The 21450-nt window shown below is 73.6% G+C and carries 17 protein-coding genes; 9 read left to right on the forward strand and 8 right to left on the reverse strand.

The genetic code is table 11. The features are described from left to right. Positions 1-53: 53 nt before the first annotated feature. Entirely contained in the window at positions 54-1409 is a 1356-nt protein-coding gene (locus KSNIM_RS23290) for an LCP family protein (protein ID WP_263105107.1), read from the reverse strand. 400 nt (positions 1410-1809) lie between these two features. Between KSNIM_RS23290 and ssuE the strand changes: the two genes are divergently transcribed. From ssuE to KSNIM_RS23310, 4 genes are all read left to right on the forward strand, one after another. Continuing rightward, positions 1810-2364: an NADPH-dependent FMN reductase gene (ssuE, locus tag KSNIM_RS23295; RefSeq protein ID WP_263105108.1), complete on the forward strand. Its 555-nt coding sequence runs from the start codon at positions 1810-1812 to the stop codon at positions 2362-2364. 251 nt (positions 2365-2615) lie between these two features. Further along, complete coding sequence (locus KSNIM_RS23300) at positions 2616-3404, forward strand: ABC transporter ATP-binding protein (protein WP_263105109.1); 789 nt, start codon at positions 2616-2618, stop codon at positions 3402-3404. A gap of 16 nt (positions 3405-3420) precedes the next feature. Beyond that, entirely contained in the window at positions 3421-5994 is a 2574-nt protein-coding gene (locus KSNIM_RS23305; protein ID WP_263105110.1) for an ABC transporter permease, read from the forward strand. 162 nt (positions 5995-6156) lie between these two features. Next, positions 6157-6774, forward strand: coding sequence for a hypothetical protein (locus KSNIM_RS23310; protein ID WP_263105111.1), 618 nt, complete (start codon positions 6157-6159; stop codon positions 6772-6774). Between the two features lie 19 nt (positions 6775-6793). Here the strand turns inward: KSNIM_RS23310 and KSNIM_RS23315 are convergent, their stop codons facing one another. Next, the gene (locus tag KSNIM_RS23315) at positions 6794-8251 is read right to left on the reverse strand and encodes an LCP family protein (protein ID WP_263105112.1); all 1458 of its coding nucleotides are present in this window, start codon (positions 8249-8251) and stop codon (positions 6794-6796) included. A 496-nt stretch (positions 8252-8747) separates the two neighbouring features. On the opposite strand from KSNIM_RS23315, the gene KSNIM_RS23320 reads away from it, so the two are divergent. Both KSNIM_RS23320 and KSNIM_RS23325 read left to right on the forward strand, forming a co-directional pair. Further along, complete coding sequence (locus KSNIM_RS23320; RefSeq protein WP_263105113.1) at positions 8748-9788, forward strand: glycosyltransferase family 2 protein; 1041 nt, start codon at positions 8748-8750, stop codon at positions 9786-9788. A 102-nt stretch (positions 9789-9890) separates the two neighbouring features. Next, positions 9891-10550: an acyltransferase gene (locus KSNIM_RS23325; protein WP_263105114.1), complete on the forward strand. Its 660-nt coding sequence runs from the start codon at positions 9891-9893 to the stop codon at positions 10548-10550. A gap of 7 nt (positions 10551-10557) precedes the next feature. Here the strand turns inward: KSNIM_RS23325 and KSNIM_RS23330 are convergent, their stop codons facing one another. From KSNIM_RS23330 to KSNIM_RS23340, 3 genes are all read right to left on the reverse strand, one after another. Then, the gene (locus KSNIM_RS23330) at positions 10558-12129 is read right to left on the reverse strand and encodes an LCP family protein (protein ID WP_263105115.1); all 1572 of its coding nucleotides are present in this window, start codon (positions 12127-12129) and stop codon (positions 10558-10560) included. Between the two features lie 211 nt (positions 12130-12340). Continuing rightward, positions 12341-14041: an LCP family protein gene (locus tag KSNIM_RS23335; protein WP_263105116.1), complete on the reverse strand. Its 1701-nt coding sequence runs from the start codon at positions 14039-14041 to the stop codon at positions 12341-12343. A gap of 194 nt (positions 14042-14235) precedes the next feature. Beyond that, entirely contained in the window at positions 14236-15027 is a 792-nt protein-coding gene (locus tag KSNIM_RS23340) for a TIGR03089 family protein (protein ID WP_263105118.1), read from the reverse strand. 102 nt (positions 15028-15129) lie between these two features. On the opposite strand from KSNIM_RS23340, the gene KSNIM_RS23345 reads away from it, so the two are divergent. Next, entirely contained in the window at positions 15130-16248 is a 1119-nt protein-coding gene (locus tag KSNIM_RS23345; protein ID WP_263105119.1) for a peptidoglycan recognition protein, read from the forward strand. Between the two features lie 162 nt (positions 16249-16410). Next, entirely contained in the window at positions 16411-17319 is a 909-nt protein-coding gene (locus KSNIM_RS23350) for a DNA-3-methyladenine glycosylase family protein (protein ID WP_263108071.1), read from the forward strand. Between the two features lie 179 nt (positions 17320-17498). Here the strand turns inward: KSNIM_RS23350 and KSNIM_RS23355 are convergent, their stop codons facing one another. From KSNIM_RS23355 to KSNIM_RS23365, 3 genes are read right to left on the reverse strand one after another with little or no spacing between them, the layout of a single operon-like run. Further along, the gene (locus KSNIM_RS23355) at positions 17499-18791 is read right to left on the reverse strand and encodes a coenzyme F420-0:L-glutamate ligase (protein WP_263105120.1); all 1293 of its coding nucleotides are present in this window, start codon (positions 18789-18791) and stop codon (positions 17499-17501) included. After that, positions 18788-19747 carry a 2-phospho-L-lactate transferase gene (cofD, locus tag KSNIM_RS23360; RefSeq protein WP_263105121.1) on the reverse strand — a complete coding sequence of 320 codons (960 nt, stop codon included), beginning with the start codon at positions 19745-19747 and terminating at the stop codon, positions 18788-18790. The genes KSNIM_RS23355 and cofD overlap by 4 nt, the downstream gene beginning before the upstream one ends. Positions 19748-19775: 28 nt before the next feature. Then, a complete protein-coding gene (locus KSNIM_RS23365) occupies positions 19776-20258 on the reverse strand; it encodes a cysteine dioxygenase (RefSeq protein WP_263108072.1) in 483 nt (160 codons plus the stop codon). 841 nt (positions 20259-21099) lie between these two features. Between KSNIM_RS23365 and KSNIM_RS23370 the strand changes: the two genes are divergently transcribed. Further along, entirely contained in the window at positions 21100-21375 is a 276-nt protein-coding gene (locus KSNIM_RS23370; protein ID WP_030276170.1) for a WhiB family transcriptional regulator, read from the forward strand. The last annotated feature ends 75 nt before the right edge of the window (positions 21376-21450 follow it).

The raw sequence follows: 21450 nt of genomic DNA on the forward strand, positions 1-21450 counted from the left end.
CCTCGGGACGGCGCGCGGCCCCGCACGGGCGCCGCCGGTGCTCGGCGGTGCGCCTACTTCTTCAGGTCCGGCACCGGGGTGTCGTTCTTGAAGGCGTCGAAGACCTGCTTGGACTTGGTCGCGTCCCACTTGACCGCCGACTCGCCGGTGGGGGTGCGGAAGTCCGGGTTGCCGATCGGCACGGTGATGCTCTTGCCGTCGCCGCCGGAGACGCCCTTCATGGCCAGGAAGAGCGAGCCGAGGTCGGTCAGCCCGGCGTCCTCGTCCACGATCAGGGTGCCCAGGCCCGAGCTCACCATCGGGTAGAAGGTGAACGGGTTGAGCAGGGTCGCCGGCGACGCGGCCTGGCTCGCCAGCGCGCTCAGGAACTTCTGCTGATTGCGCATCCGGCCGAGGTCCTGGTCGGCCATCTGGTGCCGCTGGCGGACGAAGGCGAGCGACTGCTTGCCGCTCAGCGTCTGGCAGCCGGCCTTCAGGTCGAGGCCGGAGTCCCGGTCCTTGACGTCCTGCTCGATGCACATGTCCACGCCGCCGACCGAATCGACGATCCCGACGAAGCCGGCGAAGCCGATCTCGGCGTAGTGGTCGATGTGCACCCCGGTGTTGGTCTCCACCGTCTGCACCAGCAGCCGGCCGCCGCCGCGCGCGAAGGCCGCGTTGATCTTCGAGGTCGTCTGCGGGACGGTCTTGCCGCTGCCGCTGGTGTCCAGGTGCGCCGGGATGGTCACCCAGGAGTCGCGCGGGATCGACATCAGGGTGTTCCCGTTGTCGCCGATGTGCAGCAGCATCATCGAGTCGCTGCGCTTGCCCTGCGCCGAGCCGGTGTGCAGCGCGTCCTCGTCGGCGTCCGACAGGCCCTCCCGGCTGTCCGAGCCGACGATCAGCCAGTTGGTGCCCTTGCCCGCCGCCGGACGGTTGTCGTACGGGGCCAGCACGTTCTCGTGGTTCAGCTGGGAGTCGGCCCACACGTAGGTGCCGATGCCGGTCACCAGCAGCGCGGCGACCAGCGCCAGCGCACCCACCTTGATCTTCCGGCTGCGCGGCCAGCGCGAGGCCGTGGCCGGCGCGTCCGGTCCCGGGCCGCCCGGGCCGCCGGGCCGGACGGGTGCACCCGGCGCGCCCGGTGCACCGGGACCCGTCGGACGCCCGTAGCCGGGCTGCTGCTGCGGCACCCCCGGGGCGCGGCCCTGCTGCGGCGGCCGGCCGTAGCCCTGCTGCGGTGGGACGGCCGCACCGCCGTAGCCGCCGCGACCCCCCTGGGCGCCGCCCGGAGCGCCCGCCCCGGCACCGCGCGGGTTGAGCTCCGGCGGCAGCGGCGGCTCGGCCGACGCACCGCCCTGGCGGTACCCGCCGTCGCCCTGCCCGTACGCGCCCCCGCCCCCCGGGCGGTCCTCCTGCCACGTGTTCATGTGGGAGAGGATGCCCGAAACCGGCACTCCGCAGTTGTCCGGCCCCCGCCCCGGGGCCCCTTGTATCCGATTTGATGCACGGCGCGGACGGATCGGCGGAATGTTCACCTGCTGGAACCAACCTTGACCGGCGGAAACGGCCCGTGCTTGCATCGTCGCCATGGGACAGCGAAGGATCCTCACGCGTCGGCGGCACGTCGACCTGCTGCGTGTCGCCCGCTCGCTGTGTCGTGGCTGACCGCTCGCCGACACCCCGTGCCCGCACCGCCCGCTCCGCCCCTCGGGGCGGAGCGCGCCGCGCCGTACCGCTTCCGATCTCCGCCGCGCCCCAGCCGCGGCCCCGCCGCAGCCTTCCCGGGCCCCGCCCGTCGAGCGGCCCGCCACGACCCGAGGTGAACCCATGGCCACCGTCCTGTCCGTCTCCGGCTCCCCGTCGCCGACCTCCCGCACCACCCGGCTGCTCCGCCACGTCGACACCCTGCTCACCGCGCACGGCCACGACGTCGTCCCGTTCGAGGTCCGCAGCCTGCCCGCCGAGGCCCTGCTCTCCGCCGACACCTCCGACCCCGCGATAGCCCGGGCACTGGAGCTGTTCGCCGAGGCAGACGGCATCGTCATCGGCACCCCCGTCTACAAGGCCGCCTACTCCGGACTGCTCAAGACCCTGCTCGACGTCCTCCCGCAGTACGCGCTGCGCGGCAAGGCCGTCCTGCCGCTCGCCACCGGCGGCTCGCCCGCCCACGTCCTCGCGGTGGACTACGCGCTGCGCCCGGTGCTCAGCTCGATGGGCGCTGGCCACATCACCCAGGGCTGGTTCGTCCTGGACCGCCACGTCACCACCCGGGAGGACGGCACCACCGCCCTCGAACCGGAGACGGAACTGCAGCTCACGCCCGTGGTCGACACCTTCGCCGCGGCGCTCGTCCGCAGCGGGGAGCTGGTCGCCGCCGGCTGACCCTGGTACCCGGGGTGCGGTCCCCTAGGGGGAGGGCGCCCGCACCCCGTACATCTCCCGGTCAACCGGCTTCCTCCCGACGGAGGACGAGACGGTTCCCGCCCGCTCCTAACGTGGTTCCTACAGCCCGCTCCTCCTTCGGGGGTGGTGCTGGCCCCACCTCCAAGACGGCTGCCTGCACCATGTCGCAGCACCCGTCCCCGTTGGCAGGCTGTGGGGCGACGGGTGGACGACGTACCGAGGAGAACCCAGTGACGACGGCAGCCAAAGCCGTGCATGACCAGCAGACGCCCGGCGGGCAGGGCGCCTTCGCCGCCTCCGCACGCCAGGTGACCAAGGCCTACGGCGCCGGGGAGACCCGGGTCACGGCCCTCGACGCCGTCGACGTGGACATCCACCGCGGGCGGTTCACCGCGATCATGGGCCCCTCGGGCTCCGGCAAGTCGACCCTGATGCACTGCCTGGCCGGCCTCGACACGGTGACCGAGGGTCGCATCTGGATCGGCGACGCCGAGATCACCGGTCTCAAGGACAAGCAGCTGACCCGGCTCCGCCGGGACAAGATCGGCTTCATCTTCCAGGCGTTCAACCTGCTGCCCACGCTGAACGCCCTGGAGAACATCACGCTGCCGATGGACATCGCCGGCCGCAAGCCCGACGCCGCCTGGCTCGACCAGGTCATCGAGACGGTCGGCCTCGCCGGGCGCCTCAAGCACCGGCCGACCCAGCTCTCCGGCGGCCAGCAGCAGCGCGTCGCGGTCGCCCGCGCCCTCGCCGCCCGACCCGAGATCATCTTCGGTGACGAGCCCACCGGCAACCTCGACTCCCGCTCCGGCGCCGAGGTGCTCACCTTCCTGCGCCGCTCGGTCGACGAGCTGGGCCAGACCATCGTCATGGTCACCCACGACCCGGTCGCCGCCGGCTACGCGGACCGTGTGCTGTTCCTCGCAGACGGCCGGATCGTCGACGAGATGCACGCCCCCACCGCCGACTCCGTCCTCGAACGCATGCGCCGCTTCGACGGCAAGCGCACCAGCTGAGCCGGGGGACGCACCGATGCTGCTCAAGACCTCACTACGGAGCTTCTTCGCCCACAAGGGGCGAATGATCCTCTCACTGATCGCCGTCGTGCTGTCCGTGGCCTTCGTGTCCGGCACGCTCGTCTTCTCCAACACCGCCACCGGCACCTTCGACCGGCTCTTCGCCTCCACCGCCTCCGACCTGTCCGTCGGCCAGGCCAAGGACAAGCTCACCGCCGACGAGCAGGAGGGCGGCGCGGCCAGCACCGTCCCCGTCGACACCGTGCAGAAGCTCGCCGGCCTGCCCGGCGTGAAGACCGCCCTCGGCCAGGTCATGGTCCAGAGTGCGGTCCTGGTCGACCCGAAGACCAACAAGGCGGTCGGCCCGACCTCCGGTGCGCCCACACTCACCGGCAACTGGGTCGAAACCCCGCGCAAGTCCGTCGACATCACCTCCGGCAGCGCCCCCAAGGGGGCCGGCCAGATCATGCTCGACGCCGACACCGCCAAGAAGGCCAAGCTCGAACTCGGCAGTCCGCTGCGCGTCATCACCAAGAGCGGCAACTACGACTTCACCATCTCCGGCATCGTCACCTTCCGGACCACCAATCCCGGTGCGGCGCTGGCCTTCATGGACACCCCGACCGCCCAGCAGGACCTCCTCGGCACCACCGCCTTCACCACCGTCGACCTCTTCGGCGACGGCAGCCGCAGCGACGATCAGCTCAAGCAGCAGGCGCTCGCCGCCCTCGGCAGCGGATACGAGGCCAAGACTGCCGCCGAGCAGAAGGCCGAGAACAACAAGGACGTCGGCTCCTTCCTCAACTTCATGAAGTACGCCATGCTCGGCTTCGCCGGCATCTCGCTGCTGGTCGGCGGCTTCCTGATCATCAACACCTTCTCCATGCTGGTCGCCCAGCGCACCCGCGAGATCGGCCTGCTGCGCGCCATCGGCGGCAGCCGCAAGCAGGTCAACCGCTCGGTGATGGTCGAGGCGCTGATCCTCGGCGTGCTCGGCTCCACGCTCGGCCTGGCCGCCGGCCTCGGCATCGCCACCCTGCTGATCCAGCTGATGAAGGCCGCCGGGATGAACCTCGACGCCTCCTCGCTGGACATCACCTGGACGGTTCCGGCCGCCTCCTACGCGGTCGGCGTGCTGATCACCCTGCTCGCCGCCTGGTTCCCGGCCCGCCGCGCCGCCCGGATCTCCCCGATGGCCGCCCTGCGCGACCACGGCACCCCGGCCGAGGCGTCCGCCAACCGGATCCGCATCGTGATCGGCCTGGTCGTCACCGGCCTCGGCGCGGCCGGCCTGGCCGCCGCCGCGAGCGCCGACAAGGCCGCCACCGGCGGCCAGTGGCTCGGCCTCGGCGTGCTGCTCAGCCTGATCGGCTTCGTGGTCATCGGCCCGCTGCTCGCCACCGGCATCATCCGGGTCCTGGGCGCCTTCCTGCCGGCCCTGTTCGGCCCGTCCGGCAAGCTCGCCCAGCGCAACGCGATGCGCAACCCGCGCCGCACCGGCGCCACCGCCGCCGCCCTGATGATCGGTCTCGCCCTGGTCACCGGCGCCTCCGTGGTGACCTCCTCGATGGTCAGCTCGGCCAACGCCCAGATCGACAAGTCCGTCGGTGCCGACTACATCGTCGCCGGCCAGGGGATGGGCGCCGCCCTGACCCCGGCCATGGTCTCCGCCGCCAAGGCCACCCCGGGCCTCGCCCACCTCACCGACGCCAAGGAACTGCCCGCGAACGTCACCGCCCCGGACGGCGCCACCACCGAGACCAAGCTGGTCGCCGCCACCCGGACGTTCACCGAGGACTTCCGCCTGAAGACCACCGCCGGCAGCCTCACCGCGGCCTTCGACGGAGGCATCGCCGTCCCCCAGGACTGGGCCACCAAGCACCAGGTCAAGGTCGGCGACCAGGTCAAGGTCGACTACGGCCGGGGCCGCACCCAGTCCCTGCCGGTCGGCCAGATCATCGACTCCGGCGAGTCGCTGTTCTCCGGCGCCTACATCGTCAACACCGACACGGTCACCAAGGTCGTCCCGGAGAAGGACCTGCCCGCCAGCATCCAGCTCTACGGCAAGGCCGCGCCCGGCGCCGACCCCGACCGGACGCTGACCGCCCTGCAGAAGTCCCTGGAGGCCTACCCGCAGATCAGCGTCCGCGACCAGGCCGGCTACAAGGACCTGATCCAGCAGCAGGTCAACCAGCTGCTCTACATGGTCTACGGCCTGCTCGGCCTCGCGATCGTGGTCGCCGTCCTCGGCGTCGTCAACACGCTCGCCCTCTCGGTGGTCGAGCGGACCCGCGAGATCGGCCTGCTGCGGGCGATCGGCCTGTCCCGCCGTCAGCTGCGCCGGATGGTCCGTCTGGAGTCCGTGGTGATCGCGGTGTTCGGCGCCCTGCTCGGCACCGGCCTCGGCCTCGCCTGGGGCATCACCTCCCGCGAGGTGCTCGCCGGCCAGGGCCTGGACATTCTGACCGTCCCGACCGGCACCATCGTCGGCATCCTGGTCGCCTCGGCGGTGGTCGGCCTCCTCGCCGCCCTCCTCCCGGCCTTCCGGGCCGGACGGATGAACATCCTGGCGGCTATCGCCACCGACTGACCGCACCACCCACGGGGGTCCGCGGTACGTACGGGGGACCGCGGAACCGAAGGGGCCGGGCCGAGCGCCCGGCCCCTTCGGCGTCCCCGGCACCGTGCGATCGGGCCGGCGGCTGCAGCCCCTGCCCGCAGTCGCCGCAGCGGCCCCTGCCATCATCGCCGCATGTCAGAGACGTCTCCCGCAGCCGACCCGGCCGCCGGCTCGACCGCCGCGTCCGGCGAGGCCACGCCTGTGGACGAGGTACGCGAACCTGCCAGGGTGGTCGGCATGCCACTGGTGGCCCGCTGTGCCGGGGGCCCGTTCTTCGGTGTGCTGTCGGTTCTCCACACCACCAGTGCCACGAGCCCCACCTGGTTCGGCGGAGTGGTGGCCCCGCTGGGCGGCGCGCTCATGGCTCTGCTCGTCCTCTCCAGGGAACTCACCTGGCAGATCGGCCAGGACCGCGACGGCCTGGTGCTGACCTCGGCCCTGCGGGTGCGCCGCCGGAGCTGGGACGAGGTGAAGCGTGCGACGGCACGCGGGAGCACGCTGACCGTGCGGTTCAAGGACGGCCAGCAGGTGTCCGTCCGGACCTGGTCGACCCGGGTGGACGGTGTGCGCCTCAACCCCGGCGGCTTCGCGGTCTTCATGGCCGGGGTGGTCTCCGCGTCGGCCGCCTCTCCGCAGCGCCGGCCGGCCGAGGTCCTGCCGGCCTCGGCGGTCGGCCGCCCGCAGGTGCTGCTGAACCGGCTCTCGCTCGCCGCCCTGGTGCTGATCACCCTGGGCCGGTACTTCCTGTAGCACCGACACGCACGGGCACTCAGCTGCAGCTGATCTCGCTGCCCGTCTCCGCAGCCACCGCGGACCCGGGGGAGGCGGACGCCGCCGGAGGGGCCGCGGCCGGGGCTGCGGCGGGAGCCGGAGCGGAGGACACGGCGGAGGACGTGGTGCCGGGCGCGGCCGGTCCCCGGTGGTCGCCGCCGACCACGACCTGCAGGGTGGCCCCCAGACCGGGCACGGGCACGAGTTCGGCACCGGGCAGGGCAGCCGCGAGGGTCCTCGCCGACTCGTCCCAGCGCGGGTCGTAGCGGACGGCCGTGCGTGCGGTCACCGCGTTCGCATTGGACGGCGTGCCGGTGGTGGCGAAGCCCGCCCGCCGCAATTCCTCGTCGACCCGGAAGCCGAGGCCGGTGAGGCCGGTGCCGTTCAGCACCTGGACCCGGATCTGTCCGGCCGGGACGGTCCCGGCCGCGGCGGACGACGGCGTCCCCGGGGCGGGAGAGACGGAGGGCACCGGGTCGGAGTGCTCGGTCAGCGGCTTCCCCTGCCGGACGGTGTCGAACAGCGCCTTCGCGGCCTTGGTGTCCCACAGCACCGTCGACCCCCACCCGGGGACCTGGTGGTCCACGTCGGACACCGGCACCGTCGCGAAGTCGGCGGAGGCGGCGGAGAGGTCCTTGAGCCGGCTCGCGAAGTCGAGCAGGGCCCCGGTGGAGAGCCCCTTGTCGGCCTTGACCGCCTTCAGCGTGCTGCCGAGCACCGTGCCGAGCCGGGCCGGGTCGAGCAGCACCTCCTGCGCGGTGGCCTGCCTCAGCAGCTGGGCGACGAACCGCTGCTGCCGGTGCATCCGGCCGAGGTCGGAGCTGCCGTCGACGTGCCGGGCCCGCACGTACTTGAGGGCGCCCGCCCCGTCCAGCCTGCTGGTACCGGCCGGCAGGTCCAGTCCCGAGTACGGGTCCTTGAGCGGCTTGGCGGTGCACACCTCGACCCCGCCGAGTGCATCCACCGCGCTGACGAAACCGAGGAAGTCGATCTGCAGGTAGTGGTCGATCCGCAGCCCGGTGGCCTGCTCGACGGTGCGGACGGTCAGCGGCGCGCCGCCCATCCCGTACGCCGCGTTGATCTTGCCCTTGGCGGCGGGGACCTGGAGGTGGGTGGCCGGGTCCTGGTGGGCCGGGATCTCCACGTAGGAGTCGCGGGGGATGCTGACCACGGTGGCCCGGCCGCCGTTCCCGGCGAGTTGCACCACCATCAGGGTGTCGGTGCAGTGGCAGGACTCGCCGCCCGCGTGCAGCACGTTCTTGAGGGTGTTCTCCGGGATGCCCTCGCGCTCGTCCGTCCCGGCCACCAGGAAGGTGGTGAGTCCGTCGTCGGCGGGCCGGTCGGAGCCGCCCCCGATGGCGTCCACCCGCTGGATCGCCTCCCCGAGGCCGTGCAGCACCACCCAGCCGCCGCAGGAGGTGGCCAGCACGGCCAGCGAGAGGACTCCGGCGGCCAAGCGGCCCCAGCGGCGTAACCCGCCGCTCAGCCGCCGCCCGGAGGCCGGTGGGGGAGCGGAACCGCCGCGGCCGCGCCTGCCTCCCGGAGGTGCGCCGCGTGCGCCGCTGCCGCCGACTCCGCCGCGTCCTGTTCCGCCGGCCTGCCGCCCCGTAGCGCCCTGTCCCGTACCGCCCCGCCCGGCACGGCCGCGGCCCGTACCCCCGTGGGCTGCGCCGCCACCCCCGTGGGCTGCGCCGGCCTGGCCCCGGCCGCCGGAGTGCCCGCGTGCGCGGCGGGGCGGCGGCGGTCCGGGACGGCGCGAGGTGGGCATCTTCGGGATGGTAGGCCCGCAGCGAGCCCGCCCGTGCCACGGCACGCCGCCCGTCACCCGGCCCGGCGAAACGCTCCACCCGGCGGCTCCGGGCTCGCGCAGGACAGCTGCGGGGCCCCCGTCGGGCCGGCCGCAGGACCCCTCGCCTGACATCGCCCGGGCGCCGCCGGTACGGTGGGGCGCGATGAACACCAAGGCTGCTGAGGAGCTGCCGGCGGTCTCCGTGATCATGCCGGTGCTCAACGAGGAACGACACCTGCGCACCGCCGTTCGGCACATCCTGGAACAGGAGTACGCCGGCGATCTGGAGGTGGTGATCGCGCTCGGCCCGTCCACCGACCGGACGGACGAGATCGCCGCCGAGCTGGTCGCCGAGGACCCGCGGGTCAAGACCGTGCCCAACCCCACCGGCCGCACCCCGGCCGCGCTGAACGCCGCGATCCGCGGCTCGCGCCACCCGATCGTGGTACGGGTCGACGGGCACGGTCTGCTGACGCCCGGCTACATCGCGACCGCCGTCCGACTGCTCGGCGAGATGGACGCCGCCAACGTCGGCGGCATCATGCACGCCGAGGGCGAGACCGAGTGGGAGAAGGCGGTCGCCGCCGCCATGACCTCAAAGATCGGCGTCGGCAACGCGGCCTTCCACACCGGCGGCCTGGCCGGTCCGGCTGAGACCGTCTACCTGGGCGTCTTCCGCCGCGAGGTGCTGGAGCAGCAGGGCGGCTACAACGAGGAGTTCATCCGCGCCCAGGACTGGGAGCTGAACTACCGCATCCGCCAGGACGGCGGCCTGATCTGGTTCACCCCGCAGCTGAAGGTCACCTACCGGCCGCGGCCCAGCGTGCGGGCGCTCGCCAAGCAGTACAAGGACTACGGCCGCTGGCGCCGGGTGGTCACCCGCTACCACCGCGGCTCGGTGAACCTGCGCTACCTGGCCCCGCCGGCGGCGCTGCTCGCCTGCCTGGCCGGCCTGGCGCTGGGTGCCGCTGTGCACCCGGTCTTCCTGGTCGTCCCGGGCGGCTACGTGCTGGGCATCCTCGCCGGTTCGGTCCGGGAGGGCCGCGGGCTGTCCGCCAAGGCCCGCCTCCAGCTGCCGGTGGCGCTCGCGACCATGCACATGAGCTGGGGCTTCGGCTTCCTCACCTCGCCGCGCAGCCTCGCCCGCCGGGTGATCGCCAGCAAGCGCCCCGAGCCGATGGCCCCGCGCACCGAGAACGCCTGACCCCTCCCCGCCGGGCCGGCTGCCGCAGCGCGGCCCGCCCGGCAGGGTCGGGTGGGTGCGAAACGCCTCCCCGCCGCGCCCTCCGCCGCTATCTTCGGCGCCATGGGGATCACCGAGGGGGCACCGGCCGGCACCGGCGAGTACGCGGACGTCCGGATCGAGCCGACGGCCGACGTCGACGAGCGGGCCGTGATCGGCCCCGGCAGCACCGTGTGGCACCTCGCGCAGGTCCGCGAGCACGCCGAGATCGGCGCCGAGTGCATCATCGGCCGGGGCGCCTACGTCGGCCCGGGCGTGCGCCTGGGCGACCGGGTCAAGCTGCAGAACCACGCACTGGTGTACGAGCCCGCGGTGGTCGAGGACGGCGTCTTCGTGGGCCCGGCCGCGGTGCTCACCAACGACCTCTACCCGCGCTCGGTCGACCCCGAGGGGCGGCTGAAGCGCGGCGACGACTGGCAGGCCCGCGGAGTGACGCTCCGCCGGGGCTGTTCGATCGGCGGCCGCGCGGTGCTGGTCGCCGGGGTGACGGTGGGCCGCTGGGCGCTGGTCGCGGCCGGCGCGGTGGTGCACCGGGACGTTCCCGACTTCGCGTTGGTGGCCGGGGTGCCGGCCCGCCGGATCAAGTGGGTCGGCCGGGCCGGCGAGCCGCTGGAGCCGGCCGGCGAGGGCCTCTGGCGCTGCCCGCGCACCGGCGAGCGGTACGCCGAGGCGGACGGCCTGCTGTCCCCGCTCGCGGAGAGCGGGGACGGGCCGTCCGCCTGAGCACCCGTCAGTAGGTGTAGAGGTTGCCCTGCGGGACGACGGTCATGCAGTTCTTGTCGTTGTCCGAGGTGTCCGCGTCGACGGAGGTCGGCAGCGCGGTAGGGGCCGGGGCCGCGGTGAAGGTGGTGCCGCTCTTCCAGTCCGCGCCGATCACCAGGCTGAGCGTCGTCGACGTGCCGGACTCCGCCAGGGCGCTCGCGGGCAGGCCGAGCGCGGCGGCCACCACCTGCGCCTTGGCCTGCTGGCCCGCGCCGTAGGTGAGCTTCGTGGTGTCCCGGGTGCCTCCGCCGGGCGCCGTCGCCGCCTTGGTGAACCCGGCCGTGACCAGGGCCTTCTTGACGTCGCCGGCCCGGTTGGTGATCCCGGTGCCGTTCTGGACGGTGACCGCGATCGTGCTCTTCGCGGGCGCGTCGGCACCGGTCGTCGGCGAGGGCACGGCAGCGGGGCTCGGCGAGGCGGACGCGGACGCGGCCGGGCCCTTGTCGTCCAGCGGCTTGTCCGCGTACAGCATCTTCCAGATCTGGTCCACGTCGGGCTCCTTGAGGAGCAGCTTGGCCGACGGGTTCTGCGGGTCCGCGATCACCGGGACGGTCAGCGTCGTCGTCCGCTCGGCGGGCACCTGCTTCAGTTCGTTGCCGAGGTCGTAGAGCTTCTTGAGGTCGGCGATGCCCGTGTCGACGCTCAGCGACTTGGTGGCCGCCTCGGCGAGCGACATCAGCTGCCCGGGGTCGCTCAGTCGCCCGCTGGACTTCAGCTCGCGGATCATCGAGCTGAGGTACAAGTGCTGCGCCTTGGTGCGGCCGATGTCGGAGCCCCAGGCGTCGCGGGTGCGCAGCCACTTGAGGGCGTCCTCGCCCTTCACCTTGGTGGTGCCCTTGGGCAGCTTGAGGTCGGTGCCGCCGTGCCCGGGCCGGTAGCGGTCCCACATGTTGCGGTCCACGCAGACGGGCACGCCGCCGACGGCGTCGGCCATCCGGACGACGCCGCTGAAGTCGACCATCATGTAGTGGTCGATGTCGAGGCCGGTCAGCTTCGTCCAGGTGCCGAGGACACAGCCCGGGCCGCCGCGGGCCAGCGCCTCGTTGATCGGGGTGTGCGTGGTCGACTTGTAGGTCTTGCCCTTCTCGTCGTGGCAGGTCGGGATCGTCACCATGGTGTCGCGCGGGATGCTGATCATCGAGGCGTTGGTGCGGTCGGCGGAGACGTGCAGCAGCATCTGGACGTCGGCCAGACCGGGGCGGGACGCCTCGTCGGCCGAGCCGCCGAGCGCCACGTTCTCCGAGGAGCCGCGGCTGTCGGTGCCGATCATCAGGATGTTGAGCGGGGTCCGGCCCTTGGCGTCCGGCGCGGTGCGGGCACCGTGCTCGTCCGTCAGGTTCTTGGTGCCGGCCTGGATGTTGCCGTTGAGGTGCCGGTAGTACAGGTAGCCCGCGCCGCACCCCACCACCAGGGTGGTCCCGGTGGTGATGGCCACGATGCGCAGCCAGCGCCGGCCGCGCGGCCGGCGCCGGGACGTGCCGTCCTGCCGGGCCCGCCGTGCGCCCGCCCGGCCGCCGGGTATCGGCTCAACGCTCGTCATGTGGTCCGCCCAGTCTCCTGCCCCCGTGGCCGGTCGGCCGGTGGGGCGATCCCGGACCGTCCGGCGGGCAGGCGGCACGGATGCACCCCCGTGCCGGCCCGGCCCCTTGCTCCCCCTGGCCGGTCGGTCTACAGACAGGACGCTTCGCGCGGCCGAAAGGTTACAGAACTGACTGTGACAGGACGGAAAATGACGTAGCGTCCCGCGGTCGCTACTTCGCGCACACGTCGGTGTCGTCGGCCTGGACGCGTTGCAGGTTCTTCGGCACCGCGGTCGGCAGCGGAGCGGCGGAGGCCGGGGAGGAAGGCCCGGTGCCGGCGGCGCCCGTCCCCGCGGCGGCGGTCGGCGCGGCGTAGTCCCGGCCGAGCACCACGACCAGGCCGTCCCCGGCGCTCAGCCGCGCGCTCTGCCGGACGGAGTCGGCGGGCAGCCCGAGCGCCGCGGCGAGCGCGGCTGCCTCTTCCGCCCGGCCGGCCGGGTAGCCGATCGAACTGGCGGCCGCGGCCTGGGTGTTGCCGCCGACCGTCGCCTTGCTGAAGCCCTTGGCCTGGAGCTCGGCGGTGGCCCGCCCGGCCTGCCGGCCGACCCCGCTGCCGTTGCGGACGGTCACCTCGACCTCGGACGGGTCGAGCAGCGGGCCGAGCCCCGGGTGGCCGGAGGCCCGGCTGGCCGGGGTGGCCGAGGACCGCGCCCCGACGCCGGCCGCGGACGCCGCGGACACACCGGGGGAGGACGCGGCGGGGGCGGCGGAGTCCAGCGGGCGGTCGGCCGCGACCAGCGCGAACAGCTGGGCCGCGTCGGGCTGGCGCAGGGCGAGCCGGTCCTTGTTCCGGGGGTCGTCCTGCACCGGCACGGTGGCGAAGGTGATGTGCCGGGTGTCGACCTTGCCCAGCTCCAGCGCGAGGTCCTTGAGCCGCCGGACGTCGTCGATCCCGGAGTCGACGGTGAGCGCCTTGGTGGCGGCGTCCGCGAGGTGCCAGACCTTGGTGGGGCTGGACAGGGTGTCGCCGCTCTTGATCTTGCGGATCATCGAGCCGAGGAACTGCTGCTGGAGCGGGATGCGGGTGAGGTCGCCGCCGAGGCCGACGGCGTGCCGGGTGCGGACGAAGGCCAGCGCCTCCTCTCCCTCCACCACATGGCGGCCCTTGGTCATCCGCAGGTGGGAGTCCGGGTCGTCGATGTTCTTGGCCGCGCAGACCTCGACGCCGCCGACCGCCGTGGAGAGCGTCTTGACCGCCTCGAAGTTCACCATCATGAAGTGGTCGATACGGATGCCGGTCAGCTTCTCGACCGTCGTCCAGGTGCAGCCGGGGTCGCGGCCGTCCTCGCCGAGGCTGGTGTTGAACATCGCCCGGCGTTCGCCGGGGATCCGCCGGTCGCCGGTGCGGCACTCCGGGATCTGCACCATCAGGTCGCGCGGGATGCTCAGCACGGTGGCGTTGCTGCGGTCCCGGGCGACGTGGAGCAGCAGGGTGGTGTCGGCGTGCCCGACGCTGCCCGCGTCGCCGTAGGTGCGGCCGAGGCCGACCCGGCTGTCCGTGCCGATCACCAGGATGTTGACCGCGCCCTCGATGGCCTGCGGCCGCTCGGACTCCGTGCCGACGTGCACGTCCACCGAGGCGATGTTGGCGTTGAAGTGCCGGAACGCGAAGTACGCGCCGCCGCAGCCGGCGATCAGCGCCAGTGCCGCGGTGATCCCCGTCCAGCGGGCGAGGCGGCGGCCGCGTTCGGCGGAACGGCGGCCCCGGCGGAGCTCCGCCCGCCCGCCCGCGGCCGGGGTGGCGGCCGAGGCTCTCCGCAGGCGTCCCGGAGCCGGGAGGTGCGGGGAGCCGTCGCGCCGCGGGCCGCTCGGGTCGGCCGCGCGGGAGTAGGTGTCCGGGACGAGGCCCGGACGCCGCTGTCCGCTGTTCATCCCGGAAACCCTAGACGAGCCCGCGCCGCCGTCCGCGCGCATCGAGCGGATGTGACCCGGTCCGGTGAACCGTCAGGAACGGCGGAACGCCCGCACGTTCGGACGGCCCCGAAGGGGTCCGCCGGTGCGCGGGCGTTCGTCGGCGGGCTCGGGCCCGCCAGGTGGCACGGGTGGCCGGGTTCGGCCGTTCGGGTTCAGCCCAGTCGTAGCGTCACCCGTTCGGCTTCGATGCGCTTCTCCCACTGATCCGCCGTCAACCCCTCGGAGTTCCGGCAGAGCACCACCGAGGCGCCGGCCGCGAGCGGTGCCAGCAGCCCGGCCTCCAGCCCGGCCCAGTCGTCGTACGACAGCGTGGACAGCACCCGGTCGCCGACGCCGATGCCGAGCCGCGCCGCGCCCTCGCGGGCGAGCTGCACGGTCTGCTCGCCGGTCAGTTTCAGCGGGAGGCCGTCGATGTGGGTCTCCAGTGCCTGGGAGTCCGGATGGACGGGGGAGTACGGGGCGAACCGGTCGCCCTGGCCCGGCACCTCGGCGGCGTAGTCGAGGAAGCCGTCCGGGCGCTGGGGGAAGCGGCCGCCGAGCGGGCGGAGCGCGAGCGCCACCCGTTCGCCGGAACAGGCCCCGGCGGCCTCCAGTCCGTCCGGTCCGCTGATCACCAGATCGGCGGAGCCGGGGTCACCGCCGGGTACGGCGGTCACCCCGACGGACCAGCAGGCCAGCAGCCAGACCGCGGTCTGCCAATGGGCGGGCAGCAGCAGCGCGGCGCGGTCGTCTGGGCCCGCGTTCAGCTCGTCCTGAAGGAGGTTGGCGGTCTTGGCGACCCAGTTGTCGAAGGTCTTCGCGGAGAGCTCGACCCGTTCGCCGGTCGAGTCGTCGTAGAAGGTGATCAGGGGGCGGGACGGGTCGGCATCGGGGGCACCGGGGCGCAGATAGGCGTGCAGCAGCTCGGCGGGGATGCGGGCGTCGGCAGCGAAGGGCGCAGTCATGGTGCGGTCCAGCCTACGGCCTGCGCACGGACGTCCGGCAGGGGCGTCGACCTCGGCCGAGCGGCGTGGCGGCCGAGGTTTTTTGCCGTCAATATCCGATTTATGCGCCTTGAACGAAGGGCCGCCCTCGCGGCGGCCGCCACCACGACCACCCTGCTGCTGACGACCCTGGCCGCCGTGCCCGCGCACGCGAGGCCCTCGCCCGGCGGCGTCACCACCATCCCCCTGGAGGGTTCCGGGCTGCGCGGCCCCGACACCCTCCGCGACCTCGGCCCGCGGACCACCGGCACCTTCGCCCTGGTGGGCGTCAGCTGGGACGACCCGTCGGAGACCATCGACGGCGGCGTGCAGGTCCGCACCCGCAGCGCGCTCACCGGCGAGTGGAGCCCCTGGCACGACCTGGCGGCGGAGCAGGACGACCGGCCGGACGAAGTCACCGGACGCGGCGCCACCGCCCCGCTCTGGGTCGGCCCGAGCAACGGCGTCGCCGTCCGCGTCAAGGCCGGCAGCCGGCCCTTCCCCGCCGGGTTACGGGCCGAACTCGTCGACCCCGGCGCCGATCCGGCGGCCGCCCCCGACCCACGGCCCGCCGAGCCGGCCCCCCGCACGGCCGGTGCGGCCCCGCGCCCCGGCATCGTCACCCGCGCCGGCTGGGGCGCCGACGAGTCGATCCGGGAGAGCGGCTTCGTCTACACCGGAGACGTCCGCGCCGTCTTCGTCCACCACACCGACACCGCCAACGACTACAGCTGCGGCGACTCGCCGAAGGTCATCCGGGCGATCTACCAGTACCACGTGCAGAGCCTCGGCTGGCGGGACATCGGCTACAACTTCCTGGTCGACCGCTGCGGCACCATCTACGAGGGCCGAGCCGGCGGCGTCGCCGAACCCGTCCTCGGCGCGCACACCCTCGGCTTCAACACCAACTCCTCCGGCGTCGCCGCCCTCGGCACCTACGTCACCGACGAGGCGCCGCAGGCCCAGATCGACGGCATCTCCCAGATCGCCGCCTGGAAGCTCGGCCTCACCGGCAAGGACGCCCAGGGCACCGCGACCCTCGTCTCCGCCTCTGACGGCAGCAAGTACAAGAAGGGCACCTCGGTGGAGTTCAACGCGATCTCCGGCCACCGGGACGCGTTCAACACCGAGTGCCCCGGCGAGGAGCTGTACGCCCGGCTCGGCGACATCCGCGCCTGGGCGGCCACCCTCCAGGGCCGGTGAGCCCCGCCCGCCACGGCCCCCGACCACCGGCCGGACCCGCCGCCCCCGCGGCCGGTCCGGCCGATCGCCGTCCGCCGCGCCGGGCGTCCCGCCGCCGGGCGTATTGTTCGAGGCGCCCCGCTCGGCACGGCGGGCACCGAGGACGAGAGGGAGTGAGGCGTGATGCCGGGCACGGTACGGCGGTGGCGCCCGGGCCACCCGCTCGACCTCGGCCGCACCCTCTTCCCGCTCCGGCGCGGACCCGCCGACCCGTCCTTCCGCACCACCCCCGACGGCTCGGTCTGGCGCGCCTCGCGCACCCCGGCCGGCCCCGGCACCCTGCGGATCACCCCGCGCTCCGCCGAGATCGAGGCCCAGGCCTGGGGCCCCGGCGCGGACTGGCTGCTCGACGGACTGCCCCGGCTGCTCGGCGCCGAGGACGACCCCGGCGCGCTCGTCCTCCCGCCCGGCCCGCTGCGGGACGCCCAACGCAGCCACCCCGGCGTCCGGCTCGCCCGGACGGGCCTGGTGATGGACTCGCTCGTCCCGGCCGTCCTGGAGCAGAAGGTCACCACCCTGGAGGCCTACCGCGCCTGGCGGACGCTGCTGCACGACTTCGGCACCACGGCGCCCGGACCGCTGGACGGCCTGCGGGTGCCGCCGTCCGCCCGCGACTGGGCGATGATCCCCAGCTGGGAGTGGCACCGCGCCGGGGTGGACCCGAAGCGCTCCGCGACGGTCGTCCGGGCGGCCCGGCTCGCACCGCGGCTGGAGGAGGCGTCCGGCTTCGACCACGAACGGGCCTTCGCCCGGCTGACCGCCGTCCCCGGCATCGGGGTGTGGACGGCGGCCGAGACGCTGCAGCGGGCCAACGGCGATCCCGACGCGGTGTCCGTCGGCGACTTCCACCTGCCGAACATGGTCGGCTGGGCACTGGCCGGGCGGCCGCGGAGCGACGACGCCCAGATGCTCGAACTGCTGGAGCCCTACCGCCCGCAGCGGCACCGCGTCTGCCGCCTCATCGGCCTCACCGGAGCCCGCGCCCCCCGCTACGGCCCCCGCCTCACCCCCAACGACCACCGCCACCGGTAGTCCCACCCGCGGAGAGCACGGCAGGGGCGTGGGGAACTGCGCAGTCCGAGGGTGGTGTTCCTGACCGATCAGGGCCGAACCTCGGCCGGGAGATGCCCCCACGCGTCCCTGAGGTGCTGCCCCTGAGGTGCTCCCCCTGAGGTGCTGCCCCTGGTCTGCACGTCCCGGCGCGGCGAGCGCTACCGCACGGTCAGGAACGGCTCCGCCGAGCGTTCCGGCCGTTCCTTCGGGGCCTGCGCCGGGCGGCCGACGGCGACGGCTCCCATTGGGTCCCAGTCGTCGGGCAGGTCGAGGACCGTGCGGACGGTGTCCCGGCAGAACATGGTGGACGACACCCAGGCGGTGCCGTACCCCTCGCCGGTGAGGGCCACCAGCAGGTTCTGCACGGCCGCACCGATCGCGACCGTGAACATCTCCCGCTCGGCCGCCGCCCGCCGCCCGTCGGGGTACCCGTGCGAGCCGTCCATGACCAGGCAGGGCACCACCAGGTAGGGGGCATTGCGCAGGACGTCCCCGCGGGCCGTCCGCCGGGCGATCCGCTCCTCGTCCCAGCCGTCGAGCTCCCGCAGGTCGCGCTGCCAGGCGTCCAGCATGGCGTCCAGCAGGTCGGTCCGTGTCCGCGGGCTCTCCAGCAGGACGAACCGCCACGGGGTGGTGTGGTGCGGTGCGGGGGCGGTGACCGCGGCGGCGACCGCGCGCCGGACGGCGGCCGGGTCGACCGGCTCGTCGGTGAAGGCGCGGACGGTCCGCCGCAGGGTGACGGCCTGCCGCAGCGCCTCGGAGGTGCCGAGGCGGAACATGTCGTCGGCGGCGGGCCGGATCAGCGGCCGGACGCCCTCGCCGTGCCCGTCGGTGACCAGGTGGCCGAGGCCGCGCACCACGGCGACCGGGGTGCCGCTGGTCTTGCCCTTCACCAGGTCGCCGGCGGCGGCGAGTTCGTCGGCGGTGGCGGTGACGGTGAGCTGCAGCGGGTTGCCGTGGCTGTCGGTGCGGCCGCGGTGGTCCTCCAGGACGGGCAGTCCGGCCGCGCCGACGGCGACGTCGGTGAGTCCGGTGCGCCACGGGCGGCCGAAGGTGTCGGTGACGATCACGGCGAGCCGGCGGCCGGTGAGTTCCCGGAGGCGTTCGCGGAGGGCGCGGGCGGAGGCGTCCGGGTCCTCGGGCAGCAGCAGGACGGTGCCGGGTGCGGTGTTGGAGGCGTCGACCCCGGCGGCGGCCATCACCAGGCCGTTGCGGTTCTCGACGATCCGCGCCGGGCCGCGCCGGGCGACCACCCGGACGGTCTCGGCGTCGATGGCGGCCTCCCGGTCGGCGGCCTGCAGCACGCGTCCCTCGGCCTTGCTGACGATCTTCGAGGTGACGAGCAGGATGTCGCCGTCCTCGAAGGTGCCGTGCTTGGCGAGGAGTTCGGCGAGGTCGGCGCCGGGTGCGATCTCCGGCAGACCGGTGACCGGGAGGATCTCCAGGCTCACCCCCGCACCTCCGCGGCGAGCTGCAGCGCGGCGCGGGCCATCGCGGCGGTCGCCGGCACGTCGGTCATCAGCAGCGGGACGGCGCGGCAGCGGATGCCCGCCTCCTCGACCGCGGCGACGGCGGACTCGTCGGCGGTGTCCACCAGCCATCCGTCCAGCAGGTCGGAGCCGTAGTGGCGGGCGACGGCGCCGGCCTCGGCCTCGACGCCGACGGCGGCCAGCACCTTGTCCGCCATGCCGCGGACGGGCGCGCCGCCGATGATCGGCGAGAGTCCGACCACCGGGGCGGCCGCGTCGGCGACCGCCCGCCGGATGCCGGGCACGGCCAGGATCGTGCCGACGGACACCACGGGGTTGGACGGCGGGAAGAGGATCACGTCGGCCTCGGCGATCGCCTCCAGCACGCCGGGGGCGGGCTTGGCGGTGTCCGCGCCGACCGGCACGATCGCCTCGGCCGCGACCTCGGCGTGCAGCCGCACCCAGTACTCCTGGAAGTGCACGGCCCGGCTGCCCTGCTCGTCGGTGATCCGCACGTGGGTCTCGACCCGGTCGTCGCTCATCGGGATCAGCCGCACGCCCGGCTGCCAGCGGTGGCAGAGCGCCTCGGTGACGGCGCTGAGCGGGTAGCCGGCGGAGATCATCTGCGTCCGGACGATGTGGGTGGCGAAGTCGCGGTCGCCGAGCCCGAACCAGTCCGGTCCGACCCCGTACGCCTTCATCTCCTCCTTGACGGACCAGGTCTCGTCGGCCCGCCCCCAGCCCTGTTCCTCGTGGATGCCGCCCCCGAGGGTGTACATCACGGTGTCGAGGTCGGGGCAGACCTTCAGTCCGAAGAGGTGGATGTCGTCGCCGGTGTTGCCGATGACGGTGATCTCGTCGCCGGGAGCGACGGCCTCCTTCAGCCCGCGCAGGAAGCGCGCCCCACCGATTCCGCCAGCCAGTGCCACGATGCGCATGGGGCCATCCTGCCAGCCGGTGCGGCGGCTACCGCGGTTCGGGCTGGTGCTCCGGCACGGCGGCGGCGCCGTACTGGTTCATCTCCACCAGGCCGGGCGTGTAGAGGTGGACGGAGACGGCGGGCTCCAGCGCGGCGTTGACCATCTCGTGGAGGTAGCCGCCGGAGAAGACCCGCTGGGTGCCGGGCCGCAGCACCCGGGTGCCCTCGCCGGACGCCGTCAGGGAGCGCTCGGTGAGCTCGCCCTGCACGACGGCCATCACACCGGCGGAGTCGCCGTGGTCGTGGAATCCGCTGCTCTGGCCGGGCAGCCAGCTGAGCAGCCAGACCTCGTAGCCGGGGCCGGTCTCCAGCCGGGCGTACCAGCGGGTGAGGGCGTCGTAGCGGACCAGCGGCTCCCAGCGGGCGCGGTCGGCGGCGATCTCGCGCACCAGCCGGGCCCGGTCGGCGACGGTGACCGGGGCGGACCGGTGGTGCGGCAGGTCGGTGCGGGCGAGGTGGGGGAAGGCCATCGGGTCGCCGGCGATGGAGACGTCGCTCAGGCCGTCGGCCCAGGGGTGCCGCGGGGCGGCGATGCGCACGGCGGTGCGGGCGGTGACGAGTGCGTTCTTCTTGCGGTCGCGGTTGCGCGGGCGGAGGCGGGGCATTCGCACGGGAGTCCTCGGATCGGCCGGGGTCGGTCGGGGGATGAGCCGATCCGCGGTGGTTCGGGGACGTGTCGCGCGGGCGGCCTCGATGTTCGGGCTGTGTGCGGCGCGCGGTGGGACGCGTGCGCCTAGATACAGCGGGAACAGAGGCGACAACAGAGCTGGTTCGAGGCAGCCCGCGGGGCGGCCTGGCGGCCGGCGGGGCGGGAGACGAACCGATACATGGTGGACAGGAGACCGCACCTGCGGGTCCGGTGTCAACCCGATCTCCGGGACATTCAGGATGGATCAGGCACCAACCACCGGATGGAGTGATAAATCACCCTCTAGGTTTCGATGCGAAGATCGCCGGGAAGGCAGCCCGGTACCCGGGCAACCGGGCCGCCCCCGCGGGCGTCTTCTTGATCGGGAGCAGGTCGCGGCCCGATCGTCCGGACCGTCCCGGCGGGGTCGATCGGTGCTGACCCGACGTCAGATTCCCGAAGTCTTTGGGCGGTTACGTCCACTCCGGGGCAAATGTCCGGGTTGTCCGGATATGTACACTATTGGTAGCGGCTTGGTTCCGGGGAGTGAATCCTCGACCCAATACCAGAGCTCGGCTTGACTGGGCCAGAGCGGCGCAACTGTAATTTCACTCGTGTCGTTCCGCCGCTCAGGCAACGGCAACACCACGGGGACGCCAAGAGGGGCAGAGGAGGCGCGCCAGATGAGCGAGCTCTTTGAGCTTTTGATCGGTGACGGCATCGCAGAGGACGAAGAAGAGGAACTCGGCTGGCAGGAGCGCGCACTCTGCGCCCAGACCGACCCGGAGTCCTTCTTCCCCGAGAAGGGCGGCTCGACCCGCGAGGCCAAGAAGGTCTGCCTCGCCTGCGAGGTTCGCTCCGAGTGCCTGGAGTACGCCCTCGCCAACGACGAGCGCTTCGGCATCTGGGGCGGCCTCTCCGAGCGTGAGCGCCGTCGTCTCAAGAAGAGCGCGGTCTGACGAACCGAACCCCCACTGTGCCGGGCGCCCCACCGATCGGTGGGGCGCTTTCGCGTCCCCGCGCCTGCCCTTCCC

Source organism: Kitasatospora sp. DSM 101779, from assembly GCF_025655475.1.
In the GTDB taxonomy this organism is placed as follows: domain Bacteria; phylum Actinomycetota; class Actinomycetes; order Streptomycetales; family Streptomycetaceae; genus Kitasatospora.